Below are 16,044 nucleotides of genomic sequence, written 5' to 3' on the forward strand. Positions count from 1 at the left end.
GTCATGTCGGGGGACAGAATCAGGGGAGCCTTCGCCGGGCTCGCCGTGGGTGACGCCGCGGGCTGGCCGGCGGCCAGGCACCGCGCCGCGCTGCACGCGCCGTGGAGCCGCCGCCTGCACCGCGAGCTGGACGCGTTCGCCGAGGAGCACCGCGTCACCACCCTGCCGGTGCCGTTCGCGCTCAACCAGCCCGTCGCGCCGCTGCGGGTGGGCCCGTCCGACGACGCCGAATGGCTGGCGTGGACGGCGCTGACCATCGACCGGCCGCGCGCCGAGGCGTTCAGGGAGCTCATCGCCGGGCGCGAGGAGGGCGCGGCCGCGCCCGTCAGGGCCCGGATCTCCGTGGCGACCGCGCTGGACAACCTGGCCAAGGGCGTCGAACCGCCCGCGTCCGGCCACGACAACCCGCACCACTTCGACGACGCCGCCGCCGTGCGGGCCGTCGCGTTCGGGGTCCTGGGGAGGGACCCCGCGCCGGACGCCCAGGTGACCAACGCCGGCGACGGAGTGCTGGGCGCCCTGGCCATGGCCGCCGCCGTGGCCGAGGCCGTGGCCTCGGGCGACGTGCGGCGCGCCGTCGAGGCGGCGCTGGCCGTGCTGCCGGAGGGCACCGCCATCGGGCACAACGCCCGTCTGGCGGTCGCGACGGCCAGGGCGGCGGGCGACCCGTTCGGCGCGGTCCCCGCGCTGGACGCCGCGCTGCTCGACCACGTCTACAGCTACGGCGTGGGGGCGGCGCAGACCGTCCCGGTGGCGCTCGCGCTGGCCGAGGCGGCCGGCGGCGAGCTCGCCAGGGCCGTGCCCGCGGCGGCGTGCCTGGCCCCGCTGGCCGACTCGGCGCCCGCGCTCACCGGGGCGCTGGCGGGGGCGTGTGGCGGGTACGAGGCGATCCCGGAGGGGTGGACCGCCTCGGCCCGCACGCTGACCGGTTGTTGCCTGCCAGAGCTGGCGGGCCGAGATTTGATCGAACTTACGGAGGGAATCGCATGACGCCGCTTGAGGACAGGGCCACTGGCTGCGTGGCGGGGGCGGCGGTCGGTGACGCGCTGGGCGGCGCCACCGAGGGCTGGACTCCCGAGCAGATCGTCGAGCGGTACGGAGGCCGCGTCGAGGGCATCGTGCCGCCGTTCAACGAGGACTGGCGCAACGCCCGCCCCATCGCCCCGTACCACAAGGGCGACGGCCACATCACCGACGACACCCTGATGACCCACGCCCTGATCCGCGTGTACGAGAAGGCCGGCGCCCACCTCGACGCCTACGCCATGGCCGAGCGCATGGTGCCGGAGCTGATGGGCGAGCGGCGCTGGATCCCCGAGCTGGAGGCCGAGGCGCTGCCGCTGCAGCGGATCTTCCTGGCCGAGAAGTGGATCGTGGCCCGCCTGCACTACGGGCACGTCGACCCGCGCGAGGCCGGCGTCGGCAACATCGTCAACTGCGGCGCCGCCATGTACGTCGCCCCCGTCGGCATCGTCAACGCCGCCGACCCCGACGCCGCCTACGCCGAGGCCATCGACCTGACCGGGGCCCACCAGTCCAGCTACGGCCGCGAGGCCGCGGGCGTGATGGCCGCCGCCGTGGCCGAGGCCATGCGGCCCGGCGCCACCGTCGACTCCGTGGTGGCCGCCTGCCTGCGCCTGGCCAAGGACGGCACCAGGGCCGCCATCGAGGCCGTCTGCGAGACCGCCGCCGGGCTGGGCCACTGGGAGGGCTCGTTCGAGGCGCTGCGCGCGGCCGTCAGGCCGTACGACACCGTCGCCGACACCTACCGCGACCAGGGGCTGGGCGCGCGGCGGCCGAGCCGGACGCACAGCATCGAGGAGCTGCCGCTGGCGCTCGGGTTCCTGGTGATCGCCAAGGGCGACTTCCGCGACACCGTGCTGGGCGGGGTCAACTACGGGCGCGACGCCGACTCGATCGCCTCCATGGGCGGCGCCATCGCGGGCGCGCTCGGCGGGCTGTCGTCCGTGCCGCGGGAGTGGGTGGAGCGGGTGGCGGCGGCCAGCCGTACGGACCTGGTCGGTCCCGGGCTGGCCATCGCCGAGGTGGCGCGCCGCGTGCACGCCGACGACGTGGCCCGCCGCCGCGCCCACGAGTCCGCCTTCGCCGACCTCGACCGCAGCGCATGACCGGGCACACCCCGCCGCGCCCCCGGGCCGGCGTCGTGACCGGGCGCGCCCGCCTCCGGAGCGGGGAGGACGCGTGATCAGGCTCACCTGGGTGCAGCCCGAGGACCTCGTCGGGCACGAGCTGCGCCAGGCCGCCGAGGACGGGCGTGACGGCCGCGACGTGCGCGACATCGCCGCTCGCTGGCACGCGGCGGGCGGGCACGACGCCCCGCCACGCGCCGGCGCGTCCGAACCGGGCGCGGCACGGCTGCGCGGGCTGGCCGAGGAGCTGCTGGACGAGCTGGCCGCCATCCCGTCCCCGCTGGCCGAGCCGCCGGACCTGGCCGGCATCATCGCCGCCTGCCCCGACTGGCCCGCCGCCGGCCCCGGCGGGGGAGGCCCGGCGGGCGGTCCCGGGCGCGAGCCGCGGGACCGACCCGAGGTGGAGCCGGCGCGGGTGCTGGGCGCGTGGCTGGGGCGGGCGGCCGGGTGCGTGCTCGGCAAGCCCGTCGAGAAGCTCCCGCGCGAAGGCATCAGGCAGATCGCCGAGGCCACCGGCAACTGGCCGATCAGTGGCTGGTTCACCGCGCGCGGCCTGCCGGACGACGTCGCCCGCCGCTGGCCGTGGAACCGCCGCAGCGCCGTCAACTCCCTGGCCGAGAACATCGACGGCGTCCCCGAGGACGACGACCTCAACTACCCGCTGCTGGCCCTGGCCCTGCTGGAGCGGCACGGCCGCGGCTTCACCACCGACGACGTGGCCAAGCTGTGGCTGGACGAGCTGCCGGCCGGCCGCACGTTCACCGCCGAGCGCGTGGCGTACCGCAACCTGCTGGCCGGCGTCGAGCCGCCGGCCACCGCGACGCACCGCAACCCGTTCAGGGAGTGGATCGGCGCGCTGATCAGGACCGACGTGTACGGCTGGGTCAACCCCGGCGACCCGGCCACGGCGGCCGAGTACGCCTGGCGAGACGCCCGCCTGACCCACACCGCCAACGGCATCTACGGGGCCATGTTCGCCGCCGCGATGTGCGCCGCCTCCCTGGTGGCCACCTCGGCGGAGGAGGTCGTGCGGGCGGGCCTGTCGGTGGTGCCGAGGGAGTCGCGGCTGCACGAGGCCGTCACCCTGGCTGTCGCCGACGCCCGCCGCGAGGACGACTTCGAACGCGTCATCGACCGCCTCCACGAGCGCCACGGCGGCCTGCACTGGGTGCACACGATCAACAACGCCGCCCTGATCGCCGCCACGCTGGTCCACGGCAAGGGCGACTTCACCGCCACGATCGCCGGAGCGGTCGCCGGCGGCTGGGACACCGACTCCGCCGGGGCCACCGCGGGCTCGATCGCGGGCGCGCTGAACGGCGGCGTGCCGGAGCGGTGGCGGATGCGCGACAGCCTGGCCAGCAGCCTCACCGGGTTCGACGGGGTGGGTCTTGCCGCGCTGGCCGGCCGTACTCAGGAGATGATGAAGGCATGATCTCGGTTTTCGGCAGCGCCAACATGGATCTCGTCGCGTACGTCTCCCAAGCCCCGAGACGCGGCGAAACGGTCACCGGGCACCGGTTCCGCACGGTGCCCGGCGGCAAGGGCGCCAACCAGGCCATCGCCGCCGCCCGCGCGGGCGGCGAGGTGGCCTTCCTGGGGGCGGTGGGCGACGACGGGTTCGGGGCGGAGATGCGCAGCACGCTGACCGAGGCCGGGGTCGACGTGCGCGGCCTGCGCCAGGTGCCCGGGCCGAGCGGCATCGCGCACATCGTGGTGGACGACGGCGGCGGCAACTCCATCATCGTCGTCCCCGGCGCGAACGGCACCGTCATCGGCCCCTCCGGCCACGACCTGGCCACCATCGCCGGCTCGCGGGCGCTGCTGCTGCAACTGGAGCTGCCCATGGCGGCCGTCGTGGACGCGGCGCAGGCGGGCAACGTGGCCGGCGTGCCGGTCTACCTCACCCCGGCGCCCGCCCAGCCGCTGCCCGCCGAGCTGCTGGAGGCGGTCACGACGATCGTCCCCAACGAGCACGAGGCCGCCGCGATCACCGGCGTGAGCGGCCCCGACGCCGCTCTGGACGCGCTGCTGGAGCTGGTCGAGGAGGCCGTGATCACGCTGGGCTCCGAGGGCGCCCTGTACGGGGCGCGCTCCGGGGAGCGGCTGCGGGTGCCCGCGGTGAAGGTCGACGCGGTCGACACGACCGCGGCCGGCGACACGTTCGTGGGGGCGCTGGCCGTGGCCCGCACCGAGGGGCGGGGGATGGCCGACGCCCTGCGGTTCGCCTCCATGGCGGCGGCGCTGTCGGTGCAGCGCGAGGGCGCCAGCACCTCCATGCCCACCCGCCACGAGATCGAGAACGCCCTGGGCTGACGCCCGCACCCGCCCAGGCCGGACCGGGGCTCTCAGAGACGTTCGCACCCGCCGAGGCCGGACCGGGGCTCTCAGAGACGTTCGCACCCCGGCCCGGCCATCCGGCGAGGGCGGGTCAGGGGCGCTCGTAGCGGAGCAGGGTCGTGCGGGAGTCGAACGTGCGCGACTCCACCAGCCGCAGGTCGAGCCGCTCCCGCTGCGCCGGGAACAGCGGCCGGCCCCCGCCGAGCACGACCGGGTGCACCATGACGTGGTATTCGTCGATCAGCCCCAGCGCGGTGAGCGCCCCGGCCACCTGGGAGCCGCCGTTCAGCAGCAGGTCCCGGTCCGAGCGCCGCTTCAGCTCGGCGACCTCCTCGGCCAGGTCTCCGGAGATGATCCGGTCGGCCCACTCCGACTCCTTCAGCGTCGTGGAGAAGACGATCTTCGGCGTGCGCCGCCAGACAGGCGCGAACTTCAGGTCGTGCGGGTCGTCCGACAGCGTCTCGGCCCGCGGCCACCAGCCGGCCATCATCTCCCACACGTTCCGGCCGTACAGGAACGTGCCGACGCGGGCCTGGACCTCGTCCCCGTACGCCGACAGCTCCGGCCCCATCTCCGCCCAGTCGAACGCCCCGCCCGGCCCGTCGATGAACCCGTCGACGGAGGTGTGGACCCAGTAGATCAGCTTGCTCATGAGGTGTGCTCCCTTCCTTCTGCCACTGGGTCGGAGCCGTCCCCGGGTTCTTGACATCGTCCGGCGAACAATTCGCGGCCCGGTTCGGAGAGTGCCGTCAGGGCAGGTGGTGGCTATGAGCGAGACATCCGATGAGCTGCCGGAAGCCGTGGGCGGCGTGAGCGGGGAGAGCGACGTGGTGGCCGAGCGGTCGGGCTCGTCCACCCCGAGGTCGCGCCGGCCCGTCTGCGCGGACCCGCCGGACGAGCAGGACGAGCCGGAGCCCGAGGAGGAGCCGGGCGAGGACGAGGACGTCATGCGCCCGGACATCGGCCCGACCGGCTGACCTGCCCGCCGGTCGTCAGGGGGTGCGTTCGTGCAGGTGGGCGAGCGTCTGCTCCAGCTCCGCCTGGAGGATCTCCTCGGCCGCCGCCCCGTCGCCCCGCCGGATGGCCGACACCAGCGCGGCGTGCGTGTCGTGCCCCGGGTTACGGTCGTGCCCGCGCAGCCCCAGCACCTCCACCAGGTCGATCAGCCGCTCCCGCAACGCCGGCGCGAACTCCGCGAACAGGTCGGACAGCACCGGGTTGCCCGCCGCCGCCACGACCGCCGCGTGCAGCGCGATGTCGGCGTCCACGAAGGCCGCGTCGTCGCCGCCCGCCGCCCGCTCCCGCCCGGCCAGCGCCGCCTCCAGGGCCGCCACGTCCTCGTCGCCGCGCCGCTCCGCCGCCAGCCGGGCCGCCCGGGTCTCGACGATCATGCGGACCTCGTACACGTCGGTGATGGCGGCCCGGCGCAGCCGGGTGGACCACTCCCCGGCGGGCCCGGTGGCGACGGTGGCGATCACGAACACCCCCGAGCCCTGCCGCGCCTGCACCAGCCCCGCGCCCGCCAGCGCCCGCAGCGCCTCGCGCACCGTGGAACGGCCCACCCCGAGGGTCCTGGCCAGCGCGTTCTCCCCGGGCAGCCGGGTGCCGACCGGCCACTCGCCCTGGGTGATCTGCGCGCGCAGGTGCTCGGTGGCCTGTTCGACGAGCGGGCTGGGGCGGAGCGAGCCGAGCGGCATGGCGGCAACCTCTCAGGTTGTCTGAGGACCTGGGTTGTGGTTAGTCTACCCGGCATGACGTCGTACGGTCGCCTTCTTCTCGGCTGCCGCGGCGGGGCCTGACCGGACCGGCACCCCGCCGCGGTGGTCAGGGTGCCCGCCGGTCCTCTCCGTCAGATCCACCGAAGGAAACCACGTGTACGACTGGAACCGGCAACGCCCCAGCAGCATGCCCTACCACCGCTACAGGCCCGCCCACGAGCGCGTCGAGGTGCCGCTGACCGAGCGCGCCTGGCCCTCCCGGCGCATCGCCGCCGTCCCGCTGTGGGTGCCGGTGGACCTGCGCGACGGCAACCAGGCCCTGGCCGAGCCGATGGACCCGGCCCGCAAGCGCCGGATGTTCGACCTGCTCATCCGCATGGGCTTCAAGGAGATCGAGGTCGGCTACCCCTCCGCCAGCCAGACCGACTTCGACTTCGTCCGCGACCTGGCCGCCCCGGGCGCCGTGCCCGACGACGTGAGCGTGGTGGTGTTCACGCCCGCCAGGCACGACCTGATCGAGCGCACCTTCGAGTCGATCGCGGGCATGTCCCGCGTCGTCGTGCACCTCTACACCGCCACCGCCCCCACCTGGCGCGACGTGGTCCTCGGCCACGACCGGCCCGCCCTGCACGCCCTGATCAGGAACGCCGCCGAGCACGTCGCCCGCCTGGCGGGCGACCGCGACGTCCGCTTCCAGTTCTCGCCCGAGGTGTTCAACCTCACCGAGCCGGACTACGCGCTGGAGATCTGCAACGACCTGACGGCGCTGTGGGACGCCTCGCCGGACCGCCCGGTGATCCACAACCTGCCCGCGACCGTCGAGGTGGCCACCCCCAACGTGTACGCCGACCAGATCGAGTACATGCACCGCCACCTCGACCGCAGGGACGCCGTGATCCTGTCCGTGCACCCGCACAACGACCGCGGCACCGGCGTGGCCTGCGCCGAGCTGGCCGTGCTGGCGGGGGCGCAGCGGGTGGAGGGCTGCCTGTTCGGCAACGGCGAGCGCACCGGCAACGTGGACCTGGTGACGCTCGCGCTCAACCTGCACTCCCAGGGCGTCGACCCCATGATCGACCTGTCCGACATCGACGAGGTGCGCCGGGTCGTCGAGCACTGCAACCGCCTGCCGGTGCCCGACCGCCACCCGTACGCGGGGGACCTCGTCTACACCGCCTTCTCCGGCACCCACCAGGACGCCATCAACAAGGGCCTGGCCCACCACGCCAAGCGGGCCGCCGAGCTGGGCGTGCCGCCGGAGCGGGCGCCGTGGGAGGTGCCGTACCTGCCGATCGACCCGGCCGACGTGGGCCGCGGCTACCAGGCCGTCATCCGCGTCAACAGCCAGTCGGGCAAGGGTGGCATCGCCTACCTGCTCAACACCCGCTACGGCCTGGAGCTGCCCCGCCGCCTGCAGATCGACTTCTCCTCGGTCGTGCAGCGGGCCACCGACGGCAGCGGCGAGGAGGCCACGGCCGAGCAGCTCTGGGAGCTGTTCCACGCCACCTACCTGGCGCCGGGGGAGGGCGGCGCGCTGTCGGAGTGGAGCACGGTGGAGACCGGGCCGGGCGCGCACGAGTTCACCGGCACGCTGCGCAGCGGGCGCCGGCTGCACGGCACGGGCAACGGCCCGCTCTCCGCGCTGACCGCCGCCCTGGCCGCAGACGGGATCGACGTGGACATCCTGCACTACGCCGAGCACGCGCTCGACCCCGGCCGGGGCAGCCGGGCCATCGCCTACGTCGAGGCCCGGGTGAACGGCGCCACCCTCTGGGGCGCGGCAGAGGACACCTCGATCCTGACCGCCTCGGTGCACGCGCTGCTCGCCGCCGTCAACCGCGCGATCGCGCCGCAGTAGGATCTTTCCCTCCCGGCGACGGAAGGACACCGATGATCGAGGCGGACGAGGTTCTGCGCGTGCTGGCGGCACTGGAGCGGGCGGGCTGCGCGGTCTGGATCGGCGGCGGCTGGGGCATCGACGCCCTGGTGGGCCGCGTCACCCGGGACCACGCCGACCTCGACCTGCTGCACCGGGCCGAGCAGGAGCCCGCCGCGATCGCCGCGCTGGAGGCGCTCGGATACACCGAGCGCCTCGACGGCGTCCTCCCCGGGCGGCCCGCCCGCTTCGTCATGACGGCCGCCGGCGGGCGCGAGCTGGACCTGCACCCGCTGCACTTCCGGCCCGACGGCTCCGCCGTGCAGCGCCTCGACGACCAGGGCGGCGCCTTCACCTACCCGGCCGCCGCCTTCACGGAAGGGACGATCAAGGGCGTACGCGTGCCGTGCCTGTCGGCGGCCCAGCAGGTGGAGTTTCACCAGGGCTATCAGCCCCGGGAGCGCGACCTGCACGACATGGCCCGGCTGCGCGAGGCGTACGGGATCGAGACGCACTTCTGACCGGCCGGGCCGGGAGGCGTCCGGAGGCGGAGGTTCGCCTCCGAGCGGCCACCCGGCCGGGAGGCCGGGGTCACTTGCGGGCGGCCGAGAGGTGGGCGGCGCACTCGTCGCGGTAGCGGAGCGTGCGCTCCCGCACCTGCTTCGGGTCGGCCAGCACGGCCCTGGACACCGACGGCAGCACGGTGTGCCGCACCGGCCCGAACAGCCGCGCCACGTCGGCCGGGGTCGCCCCCTGGGCGCCGAGACCGGGCGCGAGGATCGGCCCGTTGAGCTCCTCCAGCGCAAGCTCGGCCGAGGGCAGCGTGGCGCCCATGACCAGGCCCACCGGCCCGAACGGCGCGTGCCCCTCGTTCACCGCCGCCGCCCCGGCCAGCACCTGCCCGGCCACCGGCCGCTGCAGCTCCGCCGCCTCCGGGTTGGAGGTGCGGGCCAGCACGAACACGCCCGCGTCGTTGGCCAGCGCCGAGGTGATCGCACCCTCCAGCGACCCGAACCCCAGATACGGGCTGAGCGTCACGGCGTCGGCGGCCAGCGGGCTGCCCTTGTCGAGGTAGGCCTCCGCGTACGCGGCCATCGTGCTGTCGATGTCGCCCCGCTTGACGTCGAGCACCACCAGCGTGCCCGCCGCGCGCAGGTCGGCGATCGTGCGCTCCAGCACCGCGATGCCGCGGCTGCCCCAGCGCTCGAAGAAGGCCGACTGCGGCTTGACCGCGGCGGCCACGTCGGCCACCGCCTCGGCGACCGTGCGGCTGAAACGCTCCAAAGCGGCCGGGGAGTCGTCGAGACCCCATCCGCCGAGCAGGGCCGGGCTGGGGTCGATGCCCACGCAGAGCGGCCCGTACGCGTCCAGCCTGGCGCGCAGACGCGCCCCGAACGACTCGTTCATCTTCATCGCTCCTTCATGACCACGGTAGGCGCCCCGCGGCGGCCGTGGGCACGAAAGGTAGTCCGGTGACGCCATCGTACCGAGGCTCCGTCGGCCGGCCGGAGCCGGGCCAGTCTTCTCCGGGCGGCCTTGGGGGTAGGTCAGCGACATGTACGAGATCGCCCATCGGGTGCTGGCGCTGCGTACCGAGCCGCCGCGTGACGTCGTGGTCACGCTCGGCATGCCTTACGAGGAACCGACGGGCGAGTGGTCGTGCCCGTACCGGATCGACGGGCTCGAAGGGTGGGAGCACGAGCGGAAGGTCTCCGGGCTCGACTCGCTGGAGGCGGTCGAGCTGGCGACGGCCATGGTCAGGGCGGCCCTGGCCGGCTCGCACGAGGCCAGGGAAGGACTGCTGGCCCGGGACGACGCGCCGGAGGGGCGGCGGCCGCAGACGGTGTACGTGAGCGTGGACGGGGAGCGCAACATCGCCTACATCGCGATGAAGCACGAGATCGTGCCGGGGGAGGCCGTCCGGCAGGTCGTGGCGGAGGACATCGTCCTCGACTACGGCGACTCCGGCCGGCTCCTGGGCCTGGAGCTCACCGACGCCGCCCGCCGCCTCCCCTCCGAGATGCGCGTCTGAACCCGCTCGCGAACGGCCGGCCGCCCACCGCGACCCCCGAACGCGCGCTCCCCGCGCGCCGGGACCTGCTCGCCGTGCGCCGAGGCCGCGTTCCCCGCGCGCCGAGGCCGCGTTCCCCGCGCGCCGGGAGCGTGTTCCCCGCGCGCCGGGAGCGTGTTCCCCGCGCGCCGGGAGCGTGTTCCTCGCGCGCCGGGAGCGTGTTCACCGCGCGCTGAGCCACCGCCAGCGCGGCAGTTCCAGCACCACCGTCACCACGGCCAGCACGGAGACCAGCGCGGCGGCGACCGCGTGCCAGGCCACCCACGCCGCCGCCACCGCCACCACCACGTGCAGGAGGACCAGCGCGATCGTGACGAACCCCGGCACCGCGACGATCACGCTGCGCTTGTCGCCCGGGGTGGCGAAGACCGTCGGCAGCCCGATCAGCACCACGACGGAGAGCACCGCCAGCGGCACGGAGTACGCGGCCAGCGCCCACGGCGTCGCGACCCAGGCGACCAGCTCGGTGGCGAACCTGAACGCGGACGCGGCCCGGTCGTCCGGCCGATCATGAGAGGACACCCGCGTACTGTACGGACAATCCGGCCGTACGGACAGTCCGGGTGATCCATCAGTCCGGGTGATTCATCCCATAGAGCCGGCCCGCCGCCGGGCCGCTGGTGCCCGCCCACCCCCGCGGGCGGGCACATGCGACCTCACGCGTCGTCGTCCGAGACGCGCGAGGCGCCCTCGCACCGGGCCGGCGCCTTGCTGAACAGCGGCACCAGACCACCGCACGTGCTCAGCGGCAACGACACCGGCTCGACGATCTCGTCATTGAAGATGATCACGTCGCCTATCAAGGGCCTCGGCCCGGACTTCGCCGGGGCCTCGTCGTCATCGGCGGCGGCGTGGGCGCCGGTGCAGCACAGCAACACGCCCACGACCGCCCCGAGCCCCGCGATCGCGGCGCTCCTCACCCGCATCCGGTCCTCCGGCTCCGGCTCCGGCTCCGGCTCAGACTCCGGCACCGCCATCGACCGGTGCGCCGCCACGCGTCCGACCACGTGCCCGCGCACCCGGCCGGCCGCCCGGCCGGTCGCCCTTCCAGGGCCCCGCTCACTCGCCCGGTCAGGTGCCCGGTCAGGTGCCCGGTCAGGCTCCCGGTCAGGCCACCAGCCGCTCCTGCTGGCGTGCCGAAGCCCGTTCGGCGTTGCCGCTGCCGTGGATCGGGCGTCCCTGCGCCATGATGCGGTCGATCCAGGCGAGCGCCAGCGCCGAGACGACGAAGGTCAGGTGGATCAGGGTTTTCCATAGCAGCTCCCGATCGGTGATGCTCTGTCTGGCGGCGTTGATGAAGATCTGGAGAAGGTGGATGGAGGAGATGCCGATGATCGCCATGGCCAGCTTGACCTTCAGCACGTTCGCGTTGACGTGTGAGAGCCATTGCGGCTGGTCGGGATGTCCCTCGATGCGAAGCCGGGAGACGAACGTCTCGTAACCGCCGATGATGACCATGATGAGCAAATTGGAGATCATCACGACGTCCACGAGGCCGAGGACGATCAGCATGACGGTGGTCTCGGCGGGCGTGCCGCCGAAACCCAGCTGGATCAGGTGCAGCAGCTCCACCATGAAGCGCCACACGTAGACGACCTGGGCCGCGATCAGCCCCAGGTAGAGCGGCGCCTGGATCCACCTGCTGAGGAACATGACGTAGCCGACGCGCCGAAGCGGTGTCCATGGCCGGGTCGGCGTGTCGGCCACGGGCAGTCGCGCGATCCGCACTAGGACGTCAGGACGTTGACGTGCTGGACCATGGTCTGGACGTCGACGAGCGGTGGTCCGCCCCCGTTGAGGCTGCCGAGGATGGGGGTGTGGCCGCTGTCGAGGGCTTCCAGGAGGATCGGGGGTGCGCCGGTCGCCAGCACCATGGCGGCCAGGGCTGTCAGGGCTCGAGCCTTCAACGGAACTCCTTGCTGCTGCTCTTCGTACGCGCTGTCGCGCGACGGGGTGGTTGGGACCGGGTGGCGTGGCGACGCCGCCCGTACCGCTGTCGAGGGGTGGTCCCGAACGATGCCCCGGAAGCTCGTGGATCAGGGCTGGAGGCAGTGCAGGGCGCCGATCTCCGGTGGCACGGTGAGCGTGGCCGGGTCGGCGAGCGCGGTCAGGTCGGCGGCCGAGGTCGCGCATTCGACGATCATGGACGGGTTGACCAGGGACGACGGATCGATGACGGCGTGCGCGGCGGGGGCGGCGAGCCCGGCCAGCCCGACCGCGACGATCGCGGCGGCGACGAACCTCCGAGGCGACAAGAGCATGGGACCTCCTGGGTGACGGTGATGAGCAACCCCCGACTAGCTACCCAGGGTAATGCTTCGGCAACACTTTGTATAAGTAAAGGATTGCCTTCTCTTTACGGTGAGGCTCCTGTTGCTCAAGAGGCGGTTTCCCGGCGGTCCTGCGCCGCCATGACCTCGTCGGCGTGATCGAAGGCCCACTCGCCGAACGCCTCGATCGGGCCGAGGAGGGTGCGGCCGAGGTCGGTCAGCTCGTACTCGACCCTGGGCGGGGCCTCGGCGTAGGCGCGGCGCGCCACCAGGCCGTTGTGCTCCAGCCGGCGCAGCGCCTCGGTCAGGACCTTCGTGCTGATGCCGCCGATCTCCTCGCGCAGCCGCCCGGGCCGGCGCGGGCCGTGGCGCAGGGACCATAGCACGACCGCGTTCCAGGTGTTGGCCAGCAGGTCGAAGGCGAGTCTGGCCTGACAGTCGGCGAGGAACAACCGGGGGCCTTTCGTTGGGCACCGAATGGTGCGCGACGGGATTCCTACAGTCCTTCCCATCAAGTAAAGCGCTTGATGAGAAGGAGGACGGACATGCGGATCGGGATTCTCGGCGCGGGCGGCATGGCGGACGCGCTGGGCACCCAGTGGGCCGGGGCGGGCCACGAGGTGATGGTCAGCGGGCGCGACCCGGGCAGGAGCGCGGCCCGGGCCGCCGGCATGACCGCCCGGGCAGCCGCCGCGCGGCCGGTGCGGGCCGGGGATTTCGCGGAGGCGGCCGGGTTCGGGGAGGTCGTGGTGGTGGCCGTCCGGGAGGAAGGGCTGCCGGCCACGTTGCGGGCGGCCGGTCCGGCGCTGCGCGGCAAGCCGCTCATCGACGTGACGAACGTGCCCTTCCCCGAGTACGACGGCACCCGCTCGCCCGCCCGGCTGATCGGCGAGCTCTCGGGCGGGCACGTGGTGAAGGCGTTCAACCTGTGCCACGTGGACGTGTGGCGGATGACGCCCCCGGTGTTCGACGGCCGGCCGCTGGCCGTGCCCCTGTGCGGGGACGACCCGGCGGCCAAGGCCGCCGCCGGCACGCTGGTCACCGACCTGGGCTGCACGCCCGTGGACGGCGGCGGGCTGGACCGGGCGGTGCTGCTGGAGGCGACGGCGGCGTTCGTGATCGGCCTGTGGTTCGGCGGCGCCGACGCCCAGGCCATCCTCCCGCCCCTGCTCTCCTCGGGCGCCCACGGGCAGGGCTGAGAACCCGTCCTGACCGGACGACCGGCCGGTCAGGACGGGTGGCGGGCGAGGTGGTCGGCGCGGCGGACGGGCTCGGGGAGCCGGTAGCGGGCGGCCAGGCGCAGGACCTGGGCGGTGGCGACGTCCAGGGAGATGCGGTGCCCCTGCGACACGTACACCGGCTTGACCTCGCGCTGCGTGCGCAGCGCCCGGCCGACCGTGGCGCCCTCGTGCACGATCGGCGTCGAGGCCCCGCGCTCGGGGCCGGGCGGCTCGTGCCTGCCGACGAACGGCGTCTTGCCCACCCCCAGCGCCGGCAGCCCGGTCAGCACGCCCAGGTGGCAGGCCAGGCCGAAGCCGCGCGGGTGGGCCAGCCCGTATCCGTCGCAGACCAGCAGGTCGGGCGTCACCGCGAGCCGTTCGAGCGCCGCCACCAGCGCGGGCAGCTCGCGGAAGGCGAACAGGCCCGGCACGTACGGGAACGCCGCCTCCCCGTGCGCCACCACCTGCTCCACCGGCTCCAGCGTGCCGCCGTCGAGGACCACCACGGCGGCCGTCAGCGCGTCGTCGCCGTGGTAATGCACGTCCAGGCCCGCCACCAGGGAGAAGCTCTCCGGCCCGGTCAGCTCGACCCGCCCGCGGAGGCGGTCCTGGATCGCCTCCGCCTCGGCGACGGTGGCGGGCCAGGGGTGAAGTCGCCGTACATACACCCGGCCACGGTATCGCTGATTTCTGTAGCGTCTGGCGGTATGAACGAGGTCCTGGTGGTCGTCGGTCCCGGCGTCGTGGCCGACGCCGCACTGCTCGCGGAGATCGCCGGCCGCGAGTTCGCCGCCCTGGGGGTACGCGGCACGCTCGCGCACGCCGCGTCGGCCGCGCACCTGCGGTCCCTGGCGGGTGAGGGGGACACGGTCGTGGTGCTGCCGGGGCCGGGGGCGGAGGCACGGGCCCTGATCGGGCGGCCGCTCGGGCCCGCGGTCCTGGTGTGGGCGGACCTCGACCATGTCGAGGAGGCAGTCGAGGGGGCAGCCGAGGGAGTTACGCACATTCACGGGCGCGGCGTCCAGGGGCTGGCCTGGGCGATCCGGCACGCCGTGCACCGCTCCCGCCACCCCGGCGTACGGCGCGTCCCCTACGGCCCGTTCCCTGACCAGTGGGCCGAGCTGTACCTTCCCGGCACGTCCGGGTCCCGGGGAGCCGCCGCGACCCGGCCGGGCCTGCCGGGGGAGCCGATCGGACCAGGAGAGCCGGGCCGGCCGGGAGAGCCGGGCCGGTCAGGGGAGCTGGGCCGGTCAGGGGAGCTGGGCCTGCCGGGGGAGCCGGGCGGGGGGTCCGGCGGGCCGGGGAAGGCGGGGAGGGTGCCCGTCGTGGTGCTGATCCACGGCGGCTACTGGCGGTCGAACTGGGCGGCAGACACCCTGGGGGCGCTCTGCGCGGACCTGGCGGGGCGCGGGCTGGCGGTGTGGAACCTGGAGTATCGCCGCCCCGACCTGCACGGCTGGGCCGCCACCCGCGAGGACATCACCGCCGGCCTGACCGCCCTCACCGCCCTCGCCCCACCCCCGGAGACCGGTCCCAGCCCGAGGACCGGCCCGGGCACGGAGACCACCGCGCTCCCCGGGGTGGCCCCGATCCTGGGGGCGGCCCCCGGGCCGGAGGTCGTGCCCGCGATCGATCTCGGGCGGGTGGCGGTCGCCGGGCATTCGGCGGGCGCGCAGCTCGCCCTGCGCGCGGTCGCCGACCACGCGGCCCGCGTATCGACGGAGGCGTCCCGGTCAGGGCCGCCTGCCGCATCCCCGTCAGGGCCGCCGCCAGCACCCCCTGCCACATTCCCGGCGGCGTCTCCGGCGGCGTTCCCTGCGACGTCTCCGGCGGCGTTCCCGGCGGCGTTCCCGGCGGCGTTCCCTGCGACGTCTCCGGCGGCGTTCCCGGTGGGGTTCCCGGCGGTGTCACTGGTCGTGTCGCTGGCGGGGGTGCTCGATCTCGTCGAGTGCGACCGGCGCCGGCTCAGCAACGGCGCGGTCGCCGAGGCGCTGGGAGAGGCGCTGGGCGAGGACGACGCCGAGCTGCGGGCCTCCTCACCCCTCCTCCGCCTCCCCTTGGGCGTGCCCCAGCTCGTCGTCCAGGGCACCGGCGACGACCCGAACCTGGTGGACTTCGCCCGCCGCTACACCGAGGCGGCCCGGCGGGCGGGCGACGAGGTCGGCTACCTGGAGCGGCCCGGCGACCACTTCGACGTCATCACCCCCACGAGCCCTCTCGGCCGCGCCGCCGTCCTGGCCATCGCCGGCGCCCTCGCCCGGACCCACGGCGGGGCCCACGGCGAGGCCCACGGTGGGGCCGACGACGGGGCCGGCGGCGGGGGTCTCGGTGGGGGGCTCGCCTAGACAGCCGCCGCGTGCCGCCGTACGAAGGAGGGATGGAGGTCACGATCGTCGGCG

Annotated in this window: 20 protein-coding genes; 10 read left to right on the forward strand and 10 right to left on the reverse strand. The window is 74.5% G+C overall.

Annotation, left to right across the window (positions count from 1 at the left end; translation table 11 throughout):
- Nucleotides 1-3 precede the first annotated feature (3 nt).
- The 4 genes from IO39_RS49465 to rbsK all read left to right on the forward strand — a co-directional run bounded on the left by IO39_RS49465 (nucleotide 4) and on the right by rbsK (nucleotide 4,466).
- A complete protein-coding gene (locus IO39_RS49465; protein WP_043641134.1) occupies nucleotides 4-990 on the forward strand; it encodes an ADP-ribosylglycohydrolase family protein in 987 nt (328 codons plus the stop codon).
- Nucleotides 987-2,129, forward strand: a complete 1,143-nt coding sequence (locus IO39_RS49470; protein ID WP_043641137.1) for an ADP-ribosylglycohydrolase family protein — start codon at nucleotides 987-989, stop codon at nucleotides 2,127-2,129. The genes IO39_RS49465 and IO39_RS49470 overlap by 4 nt, the downstream gene beginning before the upstream one ends.
- A 73-nt stretch (nucleotides 2,130-2,202) precedes the next feature.
- Entirely contained in the window at nucleotides 2,203-3,585 is a 1,383-nt protein-coding gene (locus IO39_RS49475; RefSeq protein ID WP_043641140.1) for an ADP-ribosylglycohydrolase family protein, read from the forward strand.
- Complete coding sequence (gene rbsK / locus IO39_RS49480; RefSeq protein ID WP_043641142.1) at nucleotides 3,582-4,466, forward strand: ribokinase; 885 nt, start codon at nucleotides 3,582-3,584, stop codon at nucleotides 4,464-4,466. The genes IO39_RS49475 and rbsK overlap by 4 nt, the downstream gene beginning before the upstream one ends.
- Before the next feature lie 115 nt (nucleotides 4,467-4,581).
- Here the strand turns inward: rbsK and IO39_RS49485 are convergent, their stop codons facing one another.
- Nucleotides 4,582-5,142 carry a dihydrofolate reductase family protein gene (locus tag IO39_RS49485; RefSeq protein WP_043641143.1) on the reverse strand — a complete coding sequence of 187 codons (561 nt, stop codon included), beginning with the start codon at nucleotides 5,140-5,142 and terminating at the stop codon, nucleotides 4,582-4,584.
- 115 nt (nucleotides 5,143-5,257) lie between these two features.
- Between IO39_RS49485 and IO39_RS55790 the strand changes: the two genes are divergently transcribed.
- A complete protein-coding gene (locus IO39_RS55790) occupies nucleotides 5,258-5,467 on the forward strand; it encodes a hypothetical protein (protein ID WP_157549943.1) in 210 nt (69 codons plus the stop codon).
- Nucleotides 5,468-5,482: 15 nt separating this feature from the next.
- Here the strand turns inward: IO39_RS55790 and IO39_RS49490 are convergent, their stop codons facing one another.
- Entirely contained in the window at nucleotides 5,483-6,187 is a 705-nt protein-coding gene (locus IO39_RS49490) for a FadR/GntR family transcriptional regulator (protein ID WP_043641145.1), read from the reverse strand.
- Between the two features lie 208 nt (nucleotides 6,188-6,395).
- Between IO39_RS49490 and leuA the strand changes: the two genes are divergently transcribed.
- Nucleotides 6,396-8,066 carry a 2-isopropylmalate synthase gene (gene leuA / locus IO39_RS49495; RefSeq protein ID WP_043641242.1) on the forward strand — a complete coding sequence of 557 codons (1,671 nt, stop codon included), beginning with the start codon at nucleotides 6,396-6,398 and terminating at the stop codon, nucleotides 8,064-8,066.
- A 32-nt stretch (nucleotides 8,067-8,098) separates the two neighbouring features.
- A complete protein-coding gene (locus IO39_RS49500) occupies nucleotides 8,099-8,605 on the forward strand; it encodes a nucleotidyltransferase domain-containing protein (RefSeq protein WP_043641147.1) in 507 nt (168 codons plus the stop codon).
- 70 nt (nucleotides 8,606-8,675) lie between these two features.
- Here the strand turns inward: IO39_RS49500 and pyrF are convergent, their stop codons facing one another.
- A complete protein-coding gene (pyrF, locus tag IO39_RS49505; RefSeq protein WP_043641244.1) occupies nucleotides 8,676-9,491 on the reverse strand; it encodes an orotidine-5'-phosphate decarboxylase in 816 nt (271 codons plus the stop codon).
- 148 nt (nucleotides 9,492-9,639) lie between these two features.
- On the opposite strand from pyrF, the gene IO39_RS49510 reads away from it, so the two are divergent.
- Nucleotides 9,640-10,116 carry a DUF2283 domain-containing protein gene (locus tag IO39_RS49510; protein WP_043641149.1) on the forward strand — a complete coding sequence of 159 codons (477 nt, stop codon included), beginning with the start codon at nucleotides 9,640-9,642 and terminating at the stop codon, nucleotides 10,114-10,116.
- A 201-nt stretch (nucleotides 10,117-10,317) separates the two neighbouring features.
- Here the strand turns inward: IO39_RS49510 and IO39_RS49515 are convergent, their stop codons facing one another.
- The 6 genes from IO39_RS49515 to IO39_RS49535 form a co-directional block, all read right to left on the reverse strand.
- A complete protein-coding gene (locus tag IO39_RS49515) occupies nucleotides 10,318-10,677 on the reverse strand; it encodes a hypothetical protein (protein WP_043641151.1) in 360 nt (119 codons plus the stop codon).
- Nucleotides 10,678-10,811: 134 nt separating this feature from the next.
- A complete protein-coding gene (locus IO39_RS49520) occupies nucleotides 10,812-11,162 on the reverse strand; it encodes a hypothetical protein (protein ID WP_157549944.1) in 351 nt (116 codons plus the stop codon).
- A 100-nt stretch (nucleotides 11,163-11,262) separates the two neighbouring features.
- Nucleotides 11,263-11,883 (reverse strand): TIGR00645 family protein, encoded by a 621-nt coding sequence (locus IO39_RS57310; protein WP_043641155.1) that lies wholly within the window; start codon nucleotides 11,881-11,883, stop codon nucleotides 11,263-11,265.
- Nucleotides 11,883-12,062: a hypothetical protein gene (locus tag IO39_RS57315; RefSeq protein ID WP_211267442.1), complete on the reverse strand. Its 180-nt coding sequence runs from the start codon at nucleotides 12,060-12,062 to the stop codon at nucleotides 11,883-11,885. Before IO39_RS57315 ends, IO39_RS57310 begins: the two co-directional genes overlap by 1 nt.
- Before the next feature lie 129 nt (nucleotides 12,063-12,191).
- Entirely contained in the window at nucleotides 12,192-12,416 is a 225-nt protein-coding gene (locus IO39_RS49530) for a hypothetical protein (RefSeq protein ID WP_043641157.1), read from the reverse strand.
- Nucleotides 12,417-12,532: 116 nt separating this feature from the next.
- Nucleotides 12,533-12,877 carry a winged helix-turn-helix transcriptional regulator gene (locus IO39_RS49535; RefSeq protein WP_043641160.1) on the reverse strand — a complete coding sequence of 115 codons (345 nt, stop codon included), beginning with the start codon at nucleotides 12,875-12,877 and terminating at the stop codon, nucleotides 12,533-12,535.
- Between the two features lie 93 nt (nucleotides 12,878-12,970).
- On the opposite strand from IO39_RS49535, the gene IO39_RS49540 reads away from it, so the two are divergent.
- A complete protein-coding gene (locus IO39_RS49540; protein WP_043641162.1) occupies nucleotides 12,971-13,624 on the forward strand; it encodes an NADPH-dependent F420 reductase in 654 nt (217 codons plus the stop codon).
- 29 nt (nucleotides 13,625-13,653) lie between these two features.
- Here IO39_RS49540 and IO39_RS49545 read toward each other — a convergent pair whose 3' ends face one another.
- A complete protein-coding gene (locus IO39_RS49545) occupies nucleotides 13,654-14,313 on the reverse strand; it encodes an endonuclease V (RefSeq protein ID WP_043641164.1) in 660 nt (219 codons plus the stop codon).
- A gap of 39 nt (nucleotides 14,314-14,352) precedes the next feature.
- Here IO39_RS49545 and IO39_RS59365 point away from each other — a divergent pair, with 39 nt between their 5' ends.
- Entirely contained in the window at nucleotides 14,353-15,990 is a 1,638-nt protein-coding gene (locus IO39_RS59365; RefSeq protein WP_052424366.1) for an alpha/beta hydrolase, read from the forward strand.
- Nucleotides 15,991-16,044: the final 54 nt, after the last annotated feature.

The sequence above is a fragment of the Nonomuraea candida genome (genome assembly GCF_000725485.1).
GTDB classification, from domain to species: Bacteria; Actinomycetota; Actinomycetes; order Streptosporangiales; family Streptosporangiaceae; genus Nonomuraea; species Nonomuraea candida.